Origin of the sequence: Cyanobium sp. L1E-Cus (assembly GCF_024345755.1) — a bacterium.
Lineage (GTDB): Bacteria > Cyanobacteriota > Cyanobacteriia > PCC-6307 > Cyanobiaceae > Cyanobium_A > Cyanobium_A usitatum.
On sequence record NZ_JAGQBS010000010.1, the window covers coordinates 77,215 to 95,053 of the forward strand.

A 17,839-nucleotide genomic window follows, 5' to 3' on the forward strand; every position below is an offset into this window, starting at 1 on the left:
GTGGTCTGAGCTTCGCAGTCGCCCCCTCTCACCATGACCGCAGAACTGCCATGACCGCTGAAACGCCTCCCCGCGCCGCCAGCCCAGAGGGCTTCCGCGACCGTTTTGAGACCCTGATCCCCACCATTCAGCGGGAGTGGCCGGCCGTTGCCCGCCAGACCCTGGAGGCCACCCGGGGCAGTTTTGATGAAGTGGTTGAGGTGATTTCCAGCCAGACCGGCCGCACCGCTAGTGCGGTGAAGGACCAGTTGTTCGACCTCCTCGAGGTGGCCGGGGACCAGACCAGCCGCCTAGCGGACAACCTGGCGCCCTTGGAGGCCCAGCTGGAAAACCTGCTCGATGAGCTCAACACCACCTTGCGGCCTCGCATTGAGAAGCCGGTGCGGGAGCGTCCGCTGATGGCGATCGGCATCGCCACCGGCGTCGGGGTGCTGCTCGGTCTGCTGCTCGCCTCGGGCCGGCGTTCCTCATGACGGATCCGAACTCGCCAGGCCCTGCCCGGGTGGCGGCCGGCCGGGTCGGTGCCTTGATGACCTCGGTGATGGACCTGCACGTGCGCATCGCCCTGCAGGAAGTGGACCGGGAGAAGCGGCGCCTGATCAGCGGTGGCCTGCTGCTCAGCGGTGGCCTGGCGCTGCTGCTGTTGGCGCTGATCGGCGCCGAGCTGGCCCTGCTGCTGTGGCTGCACGACGCCCAGGGGCTCAGTTGGATCCACGCCGCCCTGGTGGTGGCAGCTCTGGATCTGGTGCTGGCCGGGGTGTTCGTGCGGGTGGGCGGCCAGCTACTCAAGGGGCCCTACCTGCCCCAGACCACCGCCGGTCTCAGCAAAACCACTCGCGCAATCTTGGGTCGTTAACGCACCTCATAGTGCAGCCAGCGGCAGTCAATGCCTCCGTTGCTGATTGGGATGCGGCGGCTGGCCTTCATTTTGAGGGCGCCGGTGAGCTCCGGGTTGCCGCTGAGCAGCCACAGGCTCCAGCCGCCGCAACGCTCTTTCACCATGCGGCCCAGGTCGGCGTAGAGAGGCTCCAGAGCATCACGCTCGCCGATGCGCTCCCCATAGGGCGGGTTGCACACCAAGATGCCCGGCCCTGGCGGAGGCACGAAGTCGCGGCAGTCGCCCAGGCTCAGTTCCAGGGCACTTGCGATGCCGGCAGCCTCAGCGTTGCTGTGGGCTTGATCAAGCACGCCGGGATCTTGCTCCCTGCCAACGATCGGCGCCAGAGCTTCTCCGCTGGGGAGCGTCTCTCGGGCCAGGGAGCTGGCCGCTTGCCGCTCTTGCTGCCAGAGCTGGGAGTCGAACTTTGGCCAGCGCTCCAGGGCGAAGCGGCGGCCCAGACCCGGCGCCCGGCCCAGGGCCATGCAAGCCGCCTCAATCAGCAGGGTGCCGGAGCCGCAAAGGGGGTCGGCCAGGGGCACCGAGCCATCCCAGCCGGTGAGGGCGATCAGGCCGGCGGCGAGGTTTTCCTTGAGCGGGGCCAGGCCCATGGCAGCCCGGTAGCCGCGGCGGTGCATGCTGCCGCCGCTGCCATCGAGGCTCAGGGCTGCTTCGCCGCCGCCAAGGTGCAGATGGATGGAGAGGTCGGGATCGTCTAGGTCAACGGAGGAGCGGGCGCCCCACTGCTGGCGTTGCAGATCCACCAGGGCATTTTTGACCTGCAGGGCGCTGTAGTGACTGTGGTTGAGGCCAGGAGCGCTGCCGGTGGCATCGACGCGGAAGGTGGCGCCAGGAGGCAGCCAGCGGCTCCAGTCGACGGCGCGCTGCACACCGTCGTAGAGCTCGTCCTTGCTGCGGCAGGGAAATTGAGCCAGTTCAAGCAGGAGCCGGAAGGGCAGGCGGGCTTGCAGGTGCAGCCGGTAGAAGCCAGCCAGGTCTGTTTGGAAGCGCACGGCCCGGCGTAGGCGTGCTGCGGCTTGGCAGCCCAAGGCCGTGAGCTCAGCTGCCGCGGCTTCTTCGAGCCCCGGTGGCACAACCGCTATGCCGCTGATTGATGTGCTGTTTGGTTCGGTGATGCCCACCCCTGCTTCTGCCCTTGCTTGCTGCCACAATGAACCAGTTAGGTTTCGGCCTGACTAGGTGGCTCACACCAGTGCTTCGGACAGCGGTTCGATTCCGCTCAGCTCCATTCCCCCTTTCCGGGGCTGCAATGGTTTCGACGGGGTATAAGGAGGGTGACTGAAGCCTGCTCGGTAAGAGCACACACGTAACAGCGAACAACATCGTTGCTTTCTCCCGTCAGACCGCCCCTGTGGCTGCCTGACCCTGTAAGGGAGATGGGGTGAGGTCAGCCTTATCACCCAAATGACCCATGGGCCCTGGAAGGGGCCTTCCCACTGCAGCTCGCCCGAGCGATGGCCTGTCCCCACTGCGGCAGTTGGTCGGTTAAGGCGGATCGCAGCCTGGCTGGACGCCTGGTGTGTGGTCGTTGCGCCAGGCCGCTGGGGGCAGCCCCGGCGCCCCGGCGTCAGCGGCGCTCCCGATCGAGGCGCCCAGGTCTGTCTTTAGGCATTGGCCTGGTTGCGTTGCTGGCATTGGCTGCGCTGTTGGCAGCCTGGGACGAGCAGCGGCTCAGATTCACTGCGCCGCTCGAGCGCCTCGCCCCTAACTCGCAACTAAGAACCCCAGGATTGTTCTGAGCCTTGCGCTTCAGAGATACCCCAGGGACCGCAGAGTTTGCACGGCGGCTGCTTCAGGGTCGCCCGATTGCCCGCATCACTGCGCCCTGGCATAGGCCGCCATGGGAGCACAACGGAATCGCCTGGCCGTTTACCGAAGCGCCGCTGGACGCACCGCTAGCCATTTTTTGAGTTGAGCTAAGCGGAGCGGAGGAAGGGCCTGGGCTGGAGCCTGAACCTGCTGCAGCTTGCTGGGTGGTGGCGCTGTTAACGGTGTTGCGGGCTTTATCGACCGCACCTGTGTAAGCAGGCATGGAGGAGCCCTGCAGGGTGCCTTGAATAGCGCTGGCTCCAACCATGGGCGCCAATCCTTGGGCTATTGCATTGCCGGCTGGCAAAACGACGGCCGCAACGAGAGCGGCTTTCAGCAGATTCGAAGACATATTGAGAGGCGACTAGGAATCAAGGCTGGCTTGGCTTGGCAGCTCCGCTAAAGCCGCTCCACACTTTGAGCTCTTCAATTGTTTGTACCCCTTCGCGGCGCTCCTTACCCGCCAGGTCCCAGGTGGGGAAAGCCCGTATCTGGGCGGCCATGCAGCGGCTGCGGCCATCGTCAGTTTTGTCGCACTCCACATAGGGAAGGGAATTGCCCCCTTCCTTGCCAAACAGGTTTTTTTGCTGGAAGCAGGCCGGGCACCACCAGGCGCCATAAAAAACAGCTCCCTTAGCGCGCAGGTGGGCACTTAGCTCTTTTTGTTCCGGCGTAGAAGCAGAAAGGGCCTCCCCCAAGGTGGCAGTGGTGGAGCTGCCGGAAGTTGTGGCGCCTCTACCGGCGCTGGCAGTGGCCGTAAAGCCAAGCAGCACCGTGCTGAGGGCGATAAGCAGGCCGGAGCGCAGGGAGCCAAACCAGGGCATCAGCTTCCAGAAGCAACAATCAAAACTAGTTCCGCTGCTTGCTTTTGCCTGTGTGTGTGGGCAAAACACAGCCGATGGCCGCGCCGCGTTCGGCCTTCCGCCCTTCCTTGGCCCAGCGGAAGTTCCCAGCGGCTGAGACACTAAACAGGTGCGGTGGTTTTGGGGTCGATGAGCGCGAACGGCTACCGCGATTACTTCAGTGTCCTCGGGGTTGAGCGTGGCGCTGATGCCGACGCCATCAAGCGCGCCTTTCGCAAGCTGGCCCGTCAGTACCACCCGGACGTGAACCCCGGTGATGCGGGGGCTGAGGCCAAGTTCAAAGAGGTGAGCGAGGCCTATGAAGTGCTCTCCGATCCTGATAAACGCCGGCGCTACGAGCAATTTGGCCAGTACTGGAGCCAGGCGGGCGGTGGCTCGGCCAGTGGCGGCGTTGATGTTGATTTTGGCCGCTATGGCAACTTCGACGACTTCATCAACGACCTGCTAGGTCGTTTTGGCGGCCCCTCCCCCGGCGGTGCCCCGGGCGGTTTTGGTTTCAGTTCAGGCTTCCCTGGTGGCTTTGCTGGCGGCATGCCCGGCGCCGGCCGCAGCGCCCCGATCAATCTTGATGCTGAGGCCAGCATCAGCCTCTCCTTTGCCGATGCTTTCCGCGGCTCCGAGCGCACCTTGGCCGTCAACGACGAGCGGGTGCAGGTGCGCATTCCGCCCGGTGTGAAGCACGGCAGCCGCCTGCGGCTGAAGGGCAAGGGCAACCTGCAGCCCGGCACCGGCCGCCGCGGCGACCTGTACCTCAACCTGCAACTGCAGGAGCATCCGGTGTGGAAGCTCGATGGCGACCAGCTGCGCGCTGAGTTGCCCCTCAGCCTCGATGAATTGGCCCTCGGCGGCGAGGTGCGGGTGGCGACCCCCGACGGTGAGGCCTCCGTGCAAGTGCCGCCTGGTATGACCCTGGGCCGCAGCCTGCGGCTCAAGGGCAAGGGCTGGCCCCTCAAGGACGGCCGCGGCGACCTGCTGCTTACGCCGGTGCTCAAGTTGCCCGAGCAGCTCAGCGCCGAGGAGCGCCAGCTGCTGGAGCAGTTGCGTGCTGCCCGCAGCGCCGATCCCCGCTCTGGCTGGATTCAGGCGGCCCGTCTCTAGGATCCGGGCCAGCCAGGCCGTTTTCATGGAGCTCACCTACCGTCCCCGCCGATTGCGCCGCACCCCGGCTTTGCGGGCGATGGTGCGGGAGCATCACCTAAGTGCTGCCGACTTTATTTATCCGCTCTTCGTGCACGAAGGCGCCACCAACGAGCCAATTGGTGCCATGCCAGGAGCTATGCGCTGGAGCCTCGAAGGCTTGGTGCAGGAGGTGGGCCGCGCTTGGGACTTGGGCATCCGCTGCGTTGTGTTGTTCCCCAAGGTGGCCGATGGCCTTAAAACCGAAGACGGCGCCGAATGCTTCAACGAAGGTGGCCTGATACCCCGAGCTATTCGCCGGCTTAAGGAGGTACACCCCGAGATGGCGATCATGACGGACGTGGCCCTCGATCCCTACTCCTGTGACGGCCATGACGGCATCGTTAGCGATGAAGGGATAGTGCTCAACGATGAAACGGTGGCGATCCTCTGTCGCCAAGCCGTTGCCCAAGCTCGGGCAGGGGCGGATCTGATTGGCCCCAGCGACATGATGGATGGACGAGTTGGGGCTATCCGCGAAGCCCTCGATGAGGAGGGGTTCGAGCATATCGGCATTATTAGCTATACAGCTAAATATTCTTCCGCTTATTACGGCCCCTTCCGCGAAGCTCTTGATTCGGCCCCTCGGGTTGGCGCGGGCAAGCCAATTCCGAATGATAAATCAACCTATCAAATGGATCCGTCCAATGGACGTGAAGCGCTCACCGAAGCCCTGCTCGATGAACAGGAGGGTGCTGATATTTTGATGGTTAAGCCTGGCCTTGCCTACCTAGACATCATCTACCGTCTGCGTGGCGAAACCGAGCTGCCAATTGCTGCTTACAACGTAAGTGGTGAATACGCCATGGTGAAGGCCGCCGCTGAAAAGGGCTGGATCGACGAGCGGGCCGTGGTGCTGGAAACCCTGCTGTGTTTTAAGCGGGCTGGCGCTAATTTGATCCTCACTTATCACGCCTGTGATGCTGCGCAGTGGCTGCGCCAGGGGTAATTTTATTAATTCCCGATATTTTTGGATTTGGCCTTGTCTGGCTACAGCTACTTACATCGCTTTGATGACTGCGCTGGCCAGGGCTAGTGGCATCAGTTATCTGTTGTTTCCAGAGCTGGGGGCGCTCGCCTCTGTTGTGCTTGCCGATCCGCTCAGTAGCTGGGCCCGTTCCCCAAAACTCCTGGCTCTGACACCCGTATTAACTGCTGCGCCTGGAGTGCTGGTCACCCGCACCCTGCCCTATGGCCCCACCGCGCTGATATTGGATCTGGCGATCTGCTTGCTTGTGATCCGGCTTCTACGCTCGCCGGTTATTCCGGCAATTTCGGCCGGGGTATTGCCCTTAGTGTTGGGAATTACGAGTTTTTTGTACCCGGTGGCGATTCTGGTGGGCACAGGTGGGCTGGCCCTAATCGTCATGCTTCGCTCTCAATTGATGCCGCCGCTGGCTCGGGCTCAAGTCTCCCCCTCGGTGCCAACTATCTCAACTTTGGTTGCTCCTAAGTCCTGGTTGCAAAGGGTTCCTTGGCTGCTGCCTTTGGCTGTTTTCTTGCTGGGGGCTCTGGTAATGGTTCAGCTGCTGGGATCCCACTTGGTTTTGTATCCCCCTTTGCTGGTGATTGCCTGGGAGATGTTGGCTAATGCTGATGAGTGTCCCTGGCAAGGCCGCTCCTTAGCCGTCCTGGTGGTTACTGCTGGAGCGGCTGTGGCTGGAACTGTATTGGTGCTGGCTCTAGGGGTGAGTCCGCTGGCCGCGTTTTTGGCTGTTTTGGTTACTGCGTTGCTACTCAGGTTGGCTCGCCTTCGTTGTCCTCCGGCCTTCGGTTTGGCCCTGCTTCCCTTCTTAATTCCTGCACCCACGCTCGCCTATCCCCTCCTCACCTTGGCCGGCACCACCTGGCTGATTTTGGTGGTGAAGCTCGATCAGATCCTCAAGATCCGTTTCTGTAACCCACAATGAACTCACCCGGTTCAGTTGCCATGGTTCCTGCTGCTGTTCATCACCTTGGCCATGTGGCACTGCGGGTGCAGGACATGGAGCGGGCCAAGGCCTTCTATGTCTCCCTGGGCCTGCAGCTCTGCTGGGATGCACCCGATTGGGCCTATTTGCAGTGGCCTGGGGCCGACACGGGCTTGGCCCTGCTCAGCCCTAGTTACAAAGCTGCCGGGCCCCATTTTGCTTTCCATTTCCGCGACCGCTCAGAGGTGGATGCGGTGCACGCCCAGCTTGTGGCGGCCGGCCGCTCCTGCGGCCCGGTGCATGACCACCGTGACGGAACTGCCAGCTTCTATCTCCAAGATCCGGAAGGCAACTGGCTAGAGATGCTCTACGAGCCCCCTGGCGGCATCCCCTCCAACCTGCCCGGGTGAACGACGTCACCGCCCCATTGGCCCCAATTCAGCAGGAGGCCCTGGAGCTGCTCGAGTGGCCGCGGCTCGCTGAGCAGCTGGCCAGCTTTGCAAGCACAGCTCCGGGCCGCTGTGCCTGCCTGGCGCTGGCCCTGCCCGCTGGCCTCGCTGCCAGCCGCAGCCTGCTCGCTGAAACCACCGAGCTGCTGGGCCTCGACGGGCTGCTGGAGGGGGGGCTGAGTTTTCAGGGAGTTGCCGATATCGCGGTGCTGGTGACCCTCTGCGCCAAGGGCGGCACGGCTCCGGGCGAGGAGTTGCTGGCCTTGGCTACCACTCTGGCTGCGGCCCGCCGGCTGCGGCGCCAGATCGACGATCCCCAGCTGCGGCCGGTCTGTACGGCCCTGGTGGCCGAGCTGCGCACCCTGCCGGAGCTGGAGCAGCGGCTGCATTTTTGCCTTGAAGAGGGCGGCCGGGTGGCGGATCGGGCCAGTCCGCCCCTGGAGGGATTGCGGCGCCAGCTGCTTGGGGCCCGCTCAGATCGGCGTGATCGACTGCAGGAGCTGATGCGCCGCTGCGGCGCCATGCTCCAGGACACGGTGATCTCGGAGCGCAACGGCCGTCCCGTGCTGGCTGTGAAGGCTGGCGCTGCCGCTCAGTTGCCAGGGCTGGTGCACGACAGCTCGGCTTCGGGACAAACGGTGTTCATCGAACCCCAGGCGGTGATTGCCCTGGGCAATCGCATACGCGACCTGGAGGGGCGCGAGCGGGAACTGGAGCGGGCCGTGCTTACTGCCCTGAGCGCCCAGGTGGGCGAGGAGGCTGAAGCTCTGGCCGCACTCCAGCAGGTGCTGGTGCGCCTGGATGCGGGGGTGGCTCGGGCGCGCTATGGCCAATGGTTGGGAGCGGTACGCCCGGAGCTGGCAGACGACCCCAGCGCCCCCTTCGAGCTGCGTGAGCTGCGCCACCCCCTGCTGCTTTGGCAGCAGCGGCGTCAGGGAGGTCATGCGGTGGTGCCCGTGAGCCTGCTGGTGGCAGCGGAGTTGCGGGTGGTGGCAATCACGGGTCCCAACACCGGTGGCAAAACCGTGACCCTCAAAAGCGTTGGCTTGGCGGCTCTTATGGCCCGGGCTGGCTTGTTTCTGCCCTGCAGCGGCACGCCCCGCCTGCCCTGGTGCGCCCAGGTGCTTGCCGATATCGGCGATGAGCAATCGCTGCAACAAAACCTCTCCACCTTCAGCGGCCACATCCGCCGCATCGCCCGCATCCTCGAAGCTCTTCCTGGGCCTGGCGCTGCTGGCGGCGCCTCCCTGGTGCTGCTCGATGAGGTGGGAGCCGGCACCGATCCCCTCGAGGGTTCGGCCCTGGCCACGGCCCTGCTCAAGCACCTGGCCGATCGGGCCAGGCTCACGATCGCTACCACCCACTTCGGTGAGCTCAAGGCGCTCAAATATGCCGATCCACGCTTCGAGAACGCTTCGGTGGCCTTCGATGTGGACACCCTCTCGCCTACTTACCGGCTGCAGTGGGGTATCCCGGGTCGCAGCAACGCCCTGGCGATTGCACGCCGGCTGGGGCTGGGGGAGCCGGTGCTGGAGCTCGCCGCCGCCCAGCTGGAGCCCCTTGGCGAGGGCGAGGTGAACCAGGTGATCGCCGGCCTCGAAAATCAGCGTCAACGCCAGCAGGAAGCCGCCGAGGAAGCAGCCGTCCTACTGGCTCGCACCGAGCTGTTGCACGAGGAGTTGCTGCTGCGCTGGCAGCAGCAGACCCAGCAGAGCGCCGAGCTTCAGGAACAGCGGCGCCAGCAGTTGGAGCGCTCGATTCGTCAGGGACAGAACGAGGTGAAGCGCATCATCAGGAGGCTGCGCCAGGGACCTGATGGGGGGGAGGCCAGCAGCGCTGCCCTAGGCGAAACCGCCCGCCAGGCCGGCCAGCGTTTGAAATCGCTGGAGCAGCAGCACCGCCCCACCCCGGAGCGGCGCGAGCACCGGGGCTGGATGCCCGCCGTTGGTGATCGGGTGCGGCTGTTATCGCTGGGCAAGGCCGGTGAGGTGCTTGCCATCGCCGATGACGGCCGGGAACTCACGGTGCGCTGTGGGGTGATGCGGCTGACCCTGGAGCTGGCTGGCATCGAGGGGCTGCATGGCGAAAAACCCTCAGCCCCTGAGGTGCGCGTGCAGGTGAAGGGTCAGCGGGGGCTGGGGGGGCAGGGCCCGGATGTGCGCTCCGAGCGCAACACCGTTGATGTGCGTGGCCTGCGGGTGCATGAAGCCGAGGCGGCCTTGGAGGAGCGGCTGCGCGCCGCCAATGGTCCCGTGTGGGTGATCCACGGCATCGGCACTGGCAAGCTCAAGCGCGGCCTGCGGGCCTGGTTGGCAACGGTGCCCTACGTGGAGCGTGTGAGTGACGCCGAGCAGGGCGACGGCGGGGCTGGCTGCAGCGTGATTTACGTGAAATAGGGCAGGGTCGGCTCCACGCTTGCGGGCTCAGGGGGCAGGGGCAGGGCCTCGCCGCTCGCATCAAACAGGCGCCAGCCGCGGGGATCTATGTCGAGGTTCAGGCTGGCCCCCGGCGGCAGGATTGTTTCAGGGCCGACCCGCACCTGCACCAGGTGACCGCACTCCTCCAGGCGGCAGGTGAGCAGTTGTTCGTTGCCCAGGGCTTCGCCATGGCTCACCTCGGCCCGCAGGTTGCGGTTGGTGGCGGGAGCTAGCTGGAAGTGCTCGGGCCGCAGTCCGCCAGTGAGCGCCTCCCCTGCCCGTGATGCCAGCACATCGGCCAGGGGACCTTCAACCGCCAGCTTGCGGCCGCCCAGCTGCACCAGGCCCGCACCTATCGCGGTTACCGGCAGCAGATTCATGGGCGGGCTGCCGATGAACTGGGCTACAAACAAATTGGCGGGCCACTGATAGAGCTCCATCGGTGTGCCGAGCTGCTGCAGCCTTCCGGCATTGAGCACGGCGATCCGGTGCCCCATGGTCATGGCCTCCACTTGGTCGTGGGTCACGTACAGGGTGGTGGTGCCCAGGCGTCGCTGCAGTTCAACGATTTGGGTGCGGGTGCCGGTGCGCAGCTTGGCGTCGAGGTTGCTGAGCGGTTCGTCCATCAAAAACACCGCTGGCGCCCGGGCGATGGCCCGGCCCAGGGCAACCCGCTGCTTCTGGCCGCCGGAAAGCTCCTTTGGCAGCCGATCGAGTAGCTGGTCGAGCTCCAGGGTTTCTGCTACCTCGGCGATGCGCTGGGCGATGCGCTCCTCCCGCCGTGAGCGCAGCCGCAAGAGCCCTGGCAGCCGCCTGGTGGCCAGGTGCAGGCTGTCTTGAAGTTGCTCAAGGGCCGTGCGGTTGCGGCTGCGGCGCAGGCCGAAGCCGATGTTGCCGGCCACCGTGAGATGGGGATAGAGCGCATAGCTCTGGAACACCATGGCCACGTTCCGTTGGGCTGGGCGCAGCGAGCTCACGGGCCGATTGCCCACGTAGATCTCCCCCTGGCTGGGCTGCTCTAGGCCAGCCAGTAGGCGCAGCAGGGTGCTTTTGCCGCAGCCGGAGGGCCCAACCAACACCAAAAATTCGCCGTCCTGAATCTGTAGATCCAGCTGGCGCAGCACCTGCACCGGATCACCACCGCGCCGGGGTGGGTAGGTCTTGCTGACCTGCTGGAAGCGAACCTCTGCCAAGACGGGCCTTCAGACGGCGCGATCCTAGGTTTGTTCCAATGCAATTCATCGATCAAGCCCGCGTAACGGTCAAGGCCGGCCGAGGCGGCGACGGAATCGTGGCGTTTCGCCGCGAGAAATATGTGCCAGCCGGCGGCCCTTCCGGCGGCGATGGCGGCCGTGGTGCCGACGTGCTGCTGGTGGCTGACGCCAACCTCCAGACCCTGCTGGATTTCAAGTACAAGCGGCAGTTTTTGGCGGTCGATGGTCGCCGGGGCGGCCCCAACCGCTGCACCGGTGCCAGCGGTAACCATCTGGTGATCAAGGTGCCATGCGGCACGGTGGTTCGCGATGCCCGCACCTCAATTTTGCTAGGTGATCTCACCGATGCAGGTGAGGAGCTACTGGTGGCCTTTGGCGGCCGCGGCGGCCTGGGCAATGCCCACTACCTCAGCAACCGCAACCGGGCCCCGGAGAAGTTCACCGAGGGCCGGGAGGGAGAGGAGTGGCTGCTGCAGTTGGAGCTCAAGCTGCTGGCTGAGGTTGGCATCATCGGCTTGCCCAATGCCGGCAAGAGCACCTTGATTTCGGTGCTTTCGGCAGCTCGGCCCAAGATCGCCGATTACCCCTTCACCACCCTGGTACCCAACCTGGGGGTGGTGCGCCGTCCCAGTGGTGACGGCACCGTCTTTGCCGATATTCCTGGTTTGATCGCTGGAGCGGCCCAGGGAGCAGGACTGGGGCACGACTTCCTACGCCACATCGAGCGCACCCGGCTGCTGATCCATCTGATCGATTCCAGCGCTGAGGATGTGGTCGCCGACCTCAATGTGGTCGAGGGGGAGCTCACGGCCTACGGCCATGGGCTCGACCAGAGGCCCCGCCTAGTGGTGCTCAACAAGATCGAATTGCTCGATCCAGCCAGCCTTGAAGAGCTGGTAGAGAAGGTGAGCCTGCAGGTGCAGGCCCGTGGCGGCTTGCCCGTTCTGGCTGTTTCAGCTGCTGCCTCCAAAAATTTGCCGCAGCTGCTGGCCGCGGTGTGGCAGCAGCTCGGCATCATCCAGCCCTAGGCAATTCAGTCGTCGTAGACGCGGCACTCGGGGGCAGAAGGGTTCAGGTCACAGAACACTTCCAGTGGGGTTGGGTCGTGGCTGTCCTCGGGATGGTGCTCTTTGAACTCCTTGAGACCCTGGAGCTCTTCCTCCAAGTGGCGGACCTTGCCTAGGTCGCCAGCGGCCTTGGCGGCCTCGATCTCGCTCTGGTCTTTCTGGATGTGCTCGTCGATGCTTTTCATTCAGATACCGGTCACTAGGTACCGGAGCTCGTCGCCGATCACCTTACGGGCGCCTGTTCTGGATCGACGCCCCGAAGATGCACTGCTAACTCTTTGAGCACTCCCAATGGCGCCGGGAGCTGAGCTTTGGTGATGTGTTGGATTGACAACAATGTGCGTCCAGCGTTCTCCGCGCTGCTGCCAGCCCTGGCTGCGGCCCCCGTTTCACCCCGCCAGCTCGCTGAGTTCGAGCCAGCGCTCCTCGCCGCAATGGATGCGCTCAGTTAACGCGGCGAGCTCCTGGGTGAGTCCCTCAAGGGCGGCGTAGTCGCTGCCTGAAGTGGCCAGGGCCAGCTCCAGGTCACGGCGCTGCTGCTCCCAGGCCGGCAGGTTTACCTCCAATTCGCCCAGCTCCCGGCTCTCCTTAAAGCTCCGCCGCCGCGTCTGGGCCTTGCTGGCTTGGGGCGCTACCGGGGCTGGATTCTTGGGGTTCTTGGGTGCGGCCTGGCGGGTAGAGCTCGCTTCTAAGTAGGCGCTGTAGTTGCCCTCAAAGCGCTGCAGCTCGCCATTCTCAAAGCAGAACAGCCGATCCACGGTGCGATCGAGGAAGTAGCGGTCGTGGGAGACCACCACCACGCAGCCGCGAAAGTCTTCAAGGAAGTCTTCGAGCACGCTCAGGGTCTGTACGTCCAGGTCGTTGGTGGGCTCGTCGAGCAGCAGCACGTTGGGGGCCTCAATCAGCAGCCGGCAGAGATGGAGCCGCCGCCGTTCGCCGCCGGAGAGCTTGGCCACCGGTTGGTGCTGTTGGGCTGGTGGAAACAGGAAGCGCTCCAGCAACTGGGAGGCGCTCAGCTCCTCGCCGTCCACTGCCACCCGACTGGCGGCAGCTTGAACCACCTCCAGCACCTTCTGGTCGGGCTTGAGCAGCACATCGCTGTGCTGGTCGAAGTAGGCGAGCTTCACGGTCGAGCCCAGCTCCAGGCTGCCGCTGCTGGGTTGGCGCCGGCCGGCGATTACCTCAAGCAGGCTCGACTTGCCCACCCCGTTTGGGCCAATGATGCCAACCCGGTCTTCCGGGCTGAAGTCGTAGCTGAAGGCACGCAGCAGGGCCCTGGTCTCGGGTCCTTCGCCCACACTCACCTCCAGGTCCTCGGCGGTGATGGCCCGCTTGCCGAGCCGCCTGCTGGTGGTGGCCAAGCTCACCTGGCCGCGGCCCTGCCGCAGAGGTGCCTCCCGCATCGCCTCAATTCGCTGGATACGGGCCTTCTGCTTGGTGCTGCGGGCTTTGGGACCCTGCCTGAGCCAGGCCAGTTCCCGCCGCAGCGTGCCCTTGAACTTGGCGGCTGAGGCCGCTTCAGATGCCTCTTCTTCAGCTTTATGGGTGAGATAGGTGGCGTAGTTGCCGTCGTAGCTGCGGGCCAGGCCCCGATCTACCTCCACGATCCGGCGGGTGACCCGATCGAGCACGTAGCGGTCGTGGGTCACCAGCACTAGGGCGCCGGAGAAGCGCTCCAGATAGCTCTGCAGCCATTCCACCCCGTTGGCGTCGAGGTGGTTGGTGGGCTCATCCAGTAGCAGCACGTCCGGCTCGGCCACCAGGGCTGCAGCCAGGGCGACCCGCTTGCGATAGCCGCCGGAGAGGTCGCCCACCTTGCGTTCGATGTCGGCGATGCCTAGCCGCTCCAGCACCTCGCGGCACTGCTGCTCCAGCCCCCAGGCATTGAGCTGATCCATGCGGCCATGCAGGTCGCTTAGCTGGGCCAGGGCGATGGCGTTGTCGGGGCCATCAGCCACGGCCTGACTCAGGGCCGTGTGCTGCCGCAGCAAAGCCATCTTCTCGCCGCTACCGGCAAACACCTGCTCCAGCACGGTGTGCTCGGGGTCTAGCTCGGGCTCCTGGTCTACGAGCACCACCCGGGTGCGGGGGGCGCAGCGGCGCTGGCCGCTGCCGAGGGGCTCATTGCCCGCAAGCACCTTCAACAAGGTGCTCTTGCCGGCCCCATTGGGACCTATCAGCCCGAGCCGCTCCCGCTCGCCGATGTGCAGGGTGAGGCCCTCAAACAGGGTGCGGATGCCGAAGTCCTTACTGGCTTCCACCAGGCTGATCAAACTCAAAGTGCAGCCTCCTCAGCTGTGCCAGCTTGGCCTTTGAGGTAAGCAAACACGCTCTTGTCGCCCACATCTGCCGCGGCGGGCATGGGAAACTTGCGCAGGCATAGCACCAGCAAAAGCCCGCTCTCCAGGGCCAGCAGGGCCGTGGTGATCGCTCCTGGCAGCAAGCCGCTGAGGTGGCCCAGCAGGGCGATAGGCAGCAGCAGGGTCACGCCGATCGCCTCCGGTCGCCTGAAGCAGAAAAATTCCTTGAAGCCAACCCCCGCCAAGGCCGCGAAAAAGGGGCCAATGGCCAGGATCCAGAGGGGCTGGCTGGCTAGGGCCGGCAGCATGGCGCCGGGGCCGCTGCGGATCGCCAATGCCAGGCCCCCCAGGCAGCCCAGTAGCCAGAAAAGCTGCAGGGCCCGGTGCAAGGGCACCAAGTAGATGTGAATCCAGCGCAGGGCTAGTCCCAGCCCCGCAGCCATTAGCAGCATCCAGGGCCAGAGCTGGTCGGCTCCCAGCTGCCGCCACTGCACTAGCAGGCCTGCTTGGCCAACGGCCACCGCCGTGAGAGCAAGGCGGTAGCCGAGCACCTCCCTCCGGTCGGTGGCGTCAATCGTGTAGGTGCCGTACACCCCTTCAAATATCGGATCAGTCATGGATGGGCACGGCCTTGCACCAGTGTGGCGAGTGGCGGCCCGGCCGGGATGATTCCCGAGGGATGGAGGGGAAAGAGGGCACCGAAGTAATCGCTGCGCCAGGCCTCCGGGAAGCAGGTCTCGGCCACGCCGGGCAGGCTGTAGACGCGCCGGCGCCAGTCCCATAGGGCTGGTAGCTGCCAAAGGGGTAGGCGGCTGCAACCGAACAGGGGTGCATAAACAAGCTCCAGCCGGATCAGGGTCGGGAAAAGCCCTATGTCGGCCAGGCTCAGTTGGGCCCCACTTAGCCAGGGAGATTGCTCCAAGGCCCCATTGGCGTCCAGGAGCGCTGCAAACAAGGCCGTCTCGGCCCGGTCGTAGGCAGCCTGGGTGCGGGCGAAACCACAGCGGTACACCCCGTCGTTGACGTCGTCCTGCAGCCGCGTGCGCCACTTCTTTGTGGCTTCCTGCTGGTTATGGGGCTCCAGATCGGGCCCTGCTGGTGCGGGCCAGCGGTTGAGCAGCTCGATCAGCCTGGCGCTCTCCGTAACCAGGATCCGCCGCTCACTGCGGGAATAAAGCGCCGGCACCGTGGCCCGCTGCCCCGGATCAGAGCCTGATTGCTGGTAGAGCTCGATCAAGCTGGCGCAGCCGTTGAAGGGCTCGGCAAAGCGCCAGCGCCCCTCGGCTGGATCGGGGTCCACCACCACCAGGTTGATGCTGCTGCCCAGTTGGCGCAGGCTCCACACCAGCCAGGCCCGGTGGGCCCAGGGGCAGCTGCGCCCCACAATCAACACGTGCCCATCAGCCGCGCCGGCTTCGCTGGGCAGGGGCGGCAGCGCCGTGAAGGCTCCGCTGGGACGGCGGTAGTTGCCCTCGGCATCAGCCGGTCCCAGGCCACCCATTAACTGTTGCCATTGCCAGTGCCAGACCGCGCGGGCCGTGCGCACCAAGGGGGCGGGGGGAGGCATGGTTGCGGGGGGCGGCAGAGCTCTGAATCTGCGTCAGGCTGGGGCCGAAATCCATTTCTGGCCTTCTTCTTTTTGATCAGCCAAATCGTCAAACCGGCCCAGGTGCTGGTCGTGGCCGGCACCCACGGCAATGAACGCAACGCCCCCTGGCTGCTGGAGCACTGGCGCCGCCAGCCCGAGGCCCTGCAGCGCCACGGCCTTGATGTGGCGTTGGTGCTTGGCAACCCAGCTGCCCACAAAGCCAATCAGCGCTATTTGGAGCGGGATTTAAATCGCTGCTTTGCTCCCGAGCTGCTGGCGGATTCCTCGAGAAACGAAGCTGATCTGCAGCGCGCTCGCCAGCTGCTCGCTTGCCATGGCCCTGATGCTGAATCACCTTCGTTGGTGGTGCTCGACCTGCACAGCACCACCAGCGCTATGGGTAACTCCTTGGTGCTCTATGGCCGGAGGCCGGCCGATCTAGCTCTGGCGGCGGGTTTGCAGGGGGAGCTGGGGCTGCCGATTTACTTGCACGAGGCCGATGCTTCCCAAACGGGTTTTTTGGTTGAGCGCTGGCCCTGTGGCCTGGTTATCGAGGTGGGTCCGGTGCCCCAGGGGGTTATCCAGGCTCAGATCTGCCGTCAAAGCCAGCTCGGCGTTGAGGCGGCCCTGGCCGTGTTGGCGGCAGCCCAGCGAGGCCGCCTGAGGCTGCCGGCTGAGCTGGTGGTGCATTGCCATCTGGGCAGCTTGGATTTGCCGCGCCATCCAGATGGTTCACCTGCCGCTTGCCTGCATCCGGAGTTACAGCATCGCGACTGGCGTCCCTTGCGTTCGGGAGATCCGGTGTTTATCGATCCCTGCGGCAAGGAAATTGGCCTGGCCCTACCGCCGGATTTGGCGGGGGAGTCCGTTTGGCCCGTCTTTGTGAATGAGGCCGCCTACGGCGAAAAGGGCATTGCCCTAAGCCTCACTCGCAGGGAGTGTTGGCCGGTTGGGCCTGACTGGTTGCTGGCTTTAACAGACATTTCCTCCCAGTTGGCTCAACGCGGGGCGCCGTTGTAGTCGATGCCAAGGACGGTGCTCCCGTCACTGGAGATGCGGATTTCGGTTTCCACCGAAGCCGCCAGATTTAGTTGCTGCCAGCCAGGGGCGCCGCCTAGGAAGCGAAAGAGATAGCCATCGCTGGTTGAGCTGATCAGGCATTTGTTGCCGGCGCTAGCCGTTTCAAACATGCACTTGTCTGGTCGGTAGAGCCCCAAGCCCCCGTTGCTCTGCACTGCGGTGTTGCGAGCCAAGTTGAGGGCCCGCACGGCGCTTAATGGGACGGGTGCCTCCGCCTGGGCTCGGGCCGGCGCCGCATTCACAAATGAAAGGCTGCCAGCGCCCAGGCAACTGGCCACCAACAAGCCACCCGCCAGCAGTCGCGGACTCAACAACGCCGCTGCTGAAGCAAAAGGTGAACCCATGGGTTTATCGACGTGACAGATCCAGCTCAACGCAGCGGCTCTGTCAGTGTCAAGGCGACTTAACCACACACCAAGGTGGCCTGCTCCTTGGTGCAGGGCAGGTCGCTCTTGCTGCCATCAGCCCAATAAACGCGTAGGCGATCATCTGAAGTGCCGCTGCGGTACGTCAGGGATTTGATCGCTCCAGCCGGGGGCTTGCCAGCTGGGTCGGCGCCGTTCGCGGCGGGCGCCGCGTTGAGCTTTTGCTCTAGCTGCTGAATCTTTACTTCCAACTGCTCCTGGCGCTGCTGCAGCTTTTGCAGCTCGGCCGAGGGTTGGCGCTGACAGCCAGCAGAGAACAGGCAGGCTGCGGCCACGGTTGCTGTGGCCAGGCTGGCCCGTAGAGGCACGGCTTTAAATCGAACAAGCAGGGCCATGCCGGAGACGCATCCTGAATGTCCTCTGCTTAGCAGTGGGCTGGCCTGCTGGCTACGGATTGCCGCCGCCGCACCCCAACATAAGCGGTGCTTATGGGATTCATCAGCAGGGCTTTGGCGCCTCCCGGCCGGCCTTCTCACTAATCCCGCAATCTTCCGTTACAGTCCTGTTACGCAATGTTCTTGCGCTCGACGGGATTCCGTCTGGTGGCTTGCCACCTTCCATACCCGTTCCTCTGGAACACCCTCTTCTCGTTCTCATGACAACCACTATTCAGCAGCGCCAAGGCGCTTCTGCGTGGAACCAG

The 17,839-nt window shown here is 64.6% G+C and carries 19 protein-coding genes; 9 read left to right on the forward strand and 10 right to left on the reverse strand.

Going from position 1 to position 17,839, the window contains the following annotated elements:
* Positions 1-50: 50 nt before the first annotated feature.
* Complete coding sequence (locus tag KBZ22_RS10585) at positions 51-473, forward strand: glycine zipper domain-containing protein (protein WP_255021938.1); 423 nt, start codon at positions 51-53, stop codon at positions 471-473.
* Positions 470-856: a phage holin family protein gene (locus tag KBZ22_RS10590; RefSeq protein WP_255019982.1), complete on the forward strand. Its 387-nt coding sequence runs from the start codon at positions 470-472 to the stop codon at positions 854-856. The genes KBZ22_RS10585 and KBZ22_RS10590 overlap by 4 nt, the downstream gene beginning before the upstream one ends.
* On the opposite strand, the gene KBZ22_RS10595 is transcribed toward KBZ22_RS10590, so the two are convergent.
* From KBZ22_RS10595 to KBZ22_RS10610, 3 genes are all read right to left on the reverse strand, one after another.
* Entirely contained in the window at positions 853-2,019 is a 1,167-nt protein-coding gene (locus tag KBZ22_RS10595) for a class I SAM-dependent RNA methyltransferase (protein ID WP_255021939.1), read from the reverse strand. The two genes, KBZ22_RS10590 and KBZ22_RS10595, sit on opposite strands and share 4 nt — an antisense overlap.
* Before the next feature lie 671 nt (positions 2,020-2,690).
* The gene (locus KBZ22_RS10605) at positions 2,691-3,059 is read right to left on the reverse strand and encodes a hypothetical protein (RefSeq protein WP_255021940.1); all 369 of its coding nucleotides are present in this window, start codon (positions 3,057-3,059) and stop codon (positions 2,691-2,693) included.
* Positions 3,060-3,078: 19 nt separating this feature from the next.
* Complete coding sequence (locus KBZ22_RS10610) at positions 3,079-3,531, reverse strand: hypothetical protein (RefSeq protein WP_255021941.1); 453 nt, start codon at positions 3,529-3,531, stop codon at positions 3,079-3,081.
* A gap of 168 nt (positions 3,532-3,699) precedes the next feature.
* Between KBZ22_RS10610 and KBZ22_RS10615 the strand changes: the two genes are divergently transcribed.
* The 5 genes from KBZ22_RS10615 (at position 3,700) to KBZ22_RS10635 (ending at position 9,501) form a co-directional block, all read left to right on the forward strand.
* The gene (locus KBZ22_RS10615) at positions 3,700-4,668 is read left to right on the forward strand and encodes a DnaJ C-terminal domain-containing protein (protein WP_255021942.1); all 969 of its coding nucleotides are present in this window, start codon (positions 3,700-3,702) and stop codon (positions 4,666-4,668) included.
* Positions 4,669-4,693: 25 nt separating this feature from the next.
* Positions 4,694-5,695 (forward strand): porphobilinogen synthase, encoded by a 1,002-nt coding sequence (hemB, locus tag KBZ22_RS10620; protein ID WP_106632610.1) that lies wholly within the window; start codon positions 4,694-4,696, stop codon positions 5,693-5,695.
* Positions 5,696-5,759: 64 nt separating this feature from the next.
* Positions 5,760-6,656: a hypothetical protein gene (locus KBZ22_RS10625; protein ID WP_106632611.1), complete on the forward strand. Its 897-nt coding sequence runs from the start codon at positions 5,760-5,762 to the stop codon at positions 6,654-6,656.
* A gap of 20 nt (positions 6,657-6,676) precedes the next feature.
* Positions 6,677-7,066, forward strand: a complete 390-nt coding sequence (locus tag KBZ22_RS10630) for a VOC family protein (protein WP_106632612.1) — start codon at positions 6,677-6,679, stop codon at positions 7,064-7,066.
* Entirely contained in the window at positions 7,063-9,501 is a 2,439-nt protein-coding gene (locus KBZ22_RS10635; protein WP_254941545.1) for an endonuclease MutS2, read from the forward strand. Before KBZ22_RS10630 ends, KBZ22_RS10635 begins: the two co-directional genes overlap by 4 nt.
* Here KBZ22_RS10635 and KBZ22_RS10640 read toward each other — a convergent pair.
* Positions 9,489-10,715 (reverse strand): ABC transporter ATP-binding protein, encoded by a 1,227-nt coding sequence (locus KBZ22_RS10640; RefSeq protein WP_255021943.1) that lies wholly within the window; start codon positions 10,713-10,715, stop codon positions 9,489-9,491. The genes KBZ22_RS10635 and KBZ22_RS10640 overlap by 13 nt on opposite strands.
* Before the next feature lie 38 nt (positions 10,716-10,753).
* Here KBZ22_RS10640 and obgE point away from each other — a divergent pair, with 38 nt between their 5' ends.
* Positions 10,754-11,764, forward strand: a complete 1,011-nt coding sequence (obgE, locus tag KBZ22_RS10645; RefSeq protein WP_255021944.1) for a GTPase ObgE — start codon at positions 10,754-10,756, stop codon at positions 11,762-11,764.
* Positions 11,765-11,769: 5 nt separating this feature from the next.
* On the opposite strand, the gene KBZ22_RS10650 is transcribed toward obgE, so the two are convergent.
* From KBZ22_RS10650 to KBZ22_RS10665, 4 genes are all read right to left on the reverse strand, one after another.
* Positions 11,770-11,988 (reverse strand): CP12 domain-containing protein, encoded by a 219-nt coding sequence (locus KBZ22_RS10650; protein WP_106632635.1) that lies wholly within the window; start codon positions 11,986-11,988, stop codon positions 11,770-11,772.
* Between the two features lie 204 nt (positions 11,989-12,192).
* Positions 12,193-14,082, reverse strand: a complete 1,890-nt coding sequence (locus KBZ22_RS10655) for an ABC-F family ATP-binding cassette domain-containing protein (RefSeq protein WP_255021945.1) — start codon at positions 14,080-14,082, stop codon at positions 12,193-12,195.
* Positions 14,079-14,720 (reverse strand): DUF2301 domain-containing membrane protein, encoded by a 642-nt coding sequence (locus KBZ22_RS10660; RefSeq protein ID WP_255021946.1) that lies wholly within the window; start codon positions 14,718-14,720, stop codon positions 14,079-14,081. Before KBZ22_RS10660 ends, KBZ22_RS10655 begins: the two co-directional genes overlap by 4 nt.
* Entirely contained in the window at positions 14,717-15,670 is a 954-nt protein-coding gene (locus KBZ22_RS10665) for a glutathione S-transferase C-terminal domain-containing protein (RefSeq protein WP_255021947.1), read from the reverse strand. Before KBZ22_RS10665 ends, KBZ22_RS10660 begins: the two co-directional genes overlap by 4 nt.
* Positions 15,671-15,742: 72 nt before the next feature.
* Between KBZ22_RS10665 and KBZ22_RS10670 the strand changes: the two genes are divergently transcribed.
* Complete coding sequence (locus KBZ22_RS10670) at positions 15,743-16,711, forward strand: aspartoacylase (protein ID WP_255021948.1); 969 nt, start codon at positions 15,743-15,745, stop codon at positions 16,709-16,711.
* Here KBZ22_RS10670 and KBZ22_RS10675 read toward each other — a convergent pair.
* Positions 16,690-17,082: a hypothetical protein gene (locus KBZ22_RS10675; protein WP_255021949.1), complete on the reverse strand. Its 393-nt coding sequence runs from the start codon at positions 17,080-17,082 to the stop codon at positions 16,690-16,692. The two genes, KBZ22_RS10670 and KBZ22_RS10675, sit on opposite strands and share 22 nt — an antisense overlap.
* A 92-nt stretch (positions 17,083-17,174) precedes the next feature.
* The gene (locus tag KBZ22_RS10680; RefSeq protein ID WP_254941553.1) at positions 17,175-17,531 is read right to left on the reverse strand and encodes a prefoldin subunit; all 357 of its coding nucleotides are present in this window, start codon (positions 17,529-17,531) and stop codon (positions 17,175-17,177) included.
* Positions 17,532-17,839: the final 308 nt, after the last annotated feature.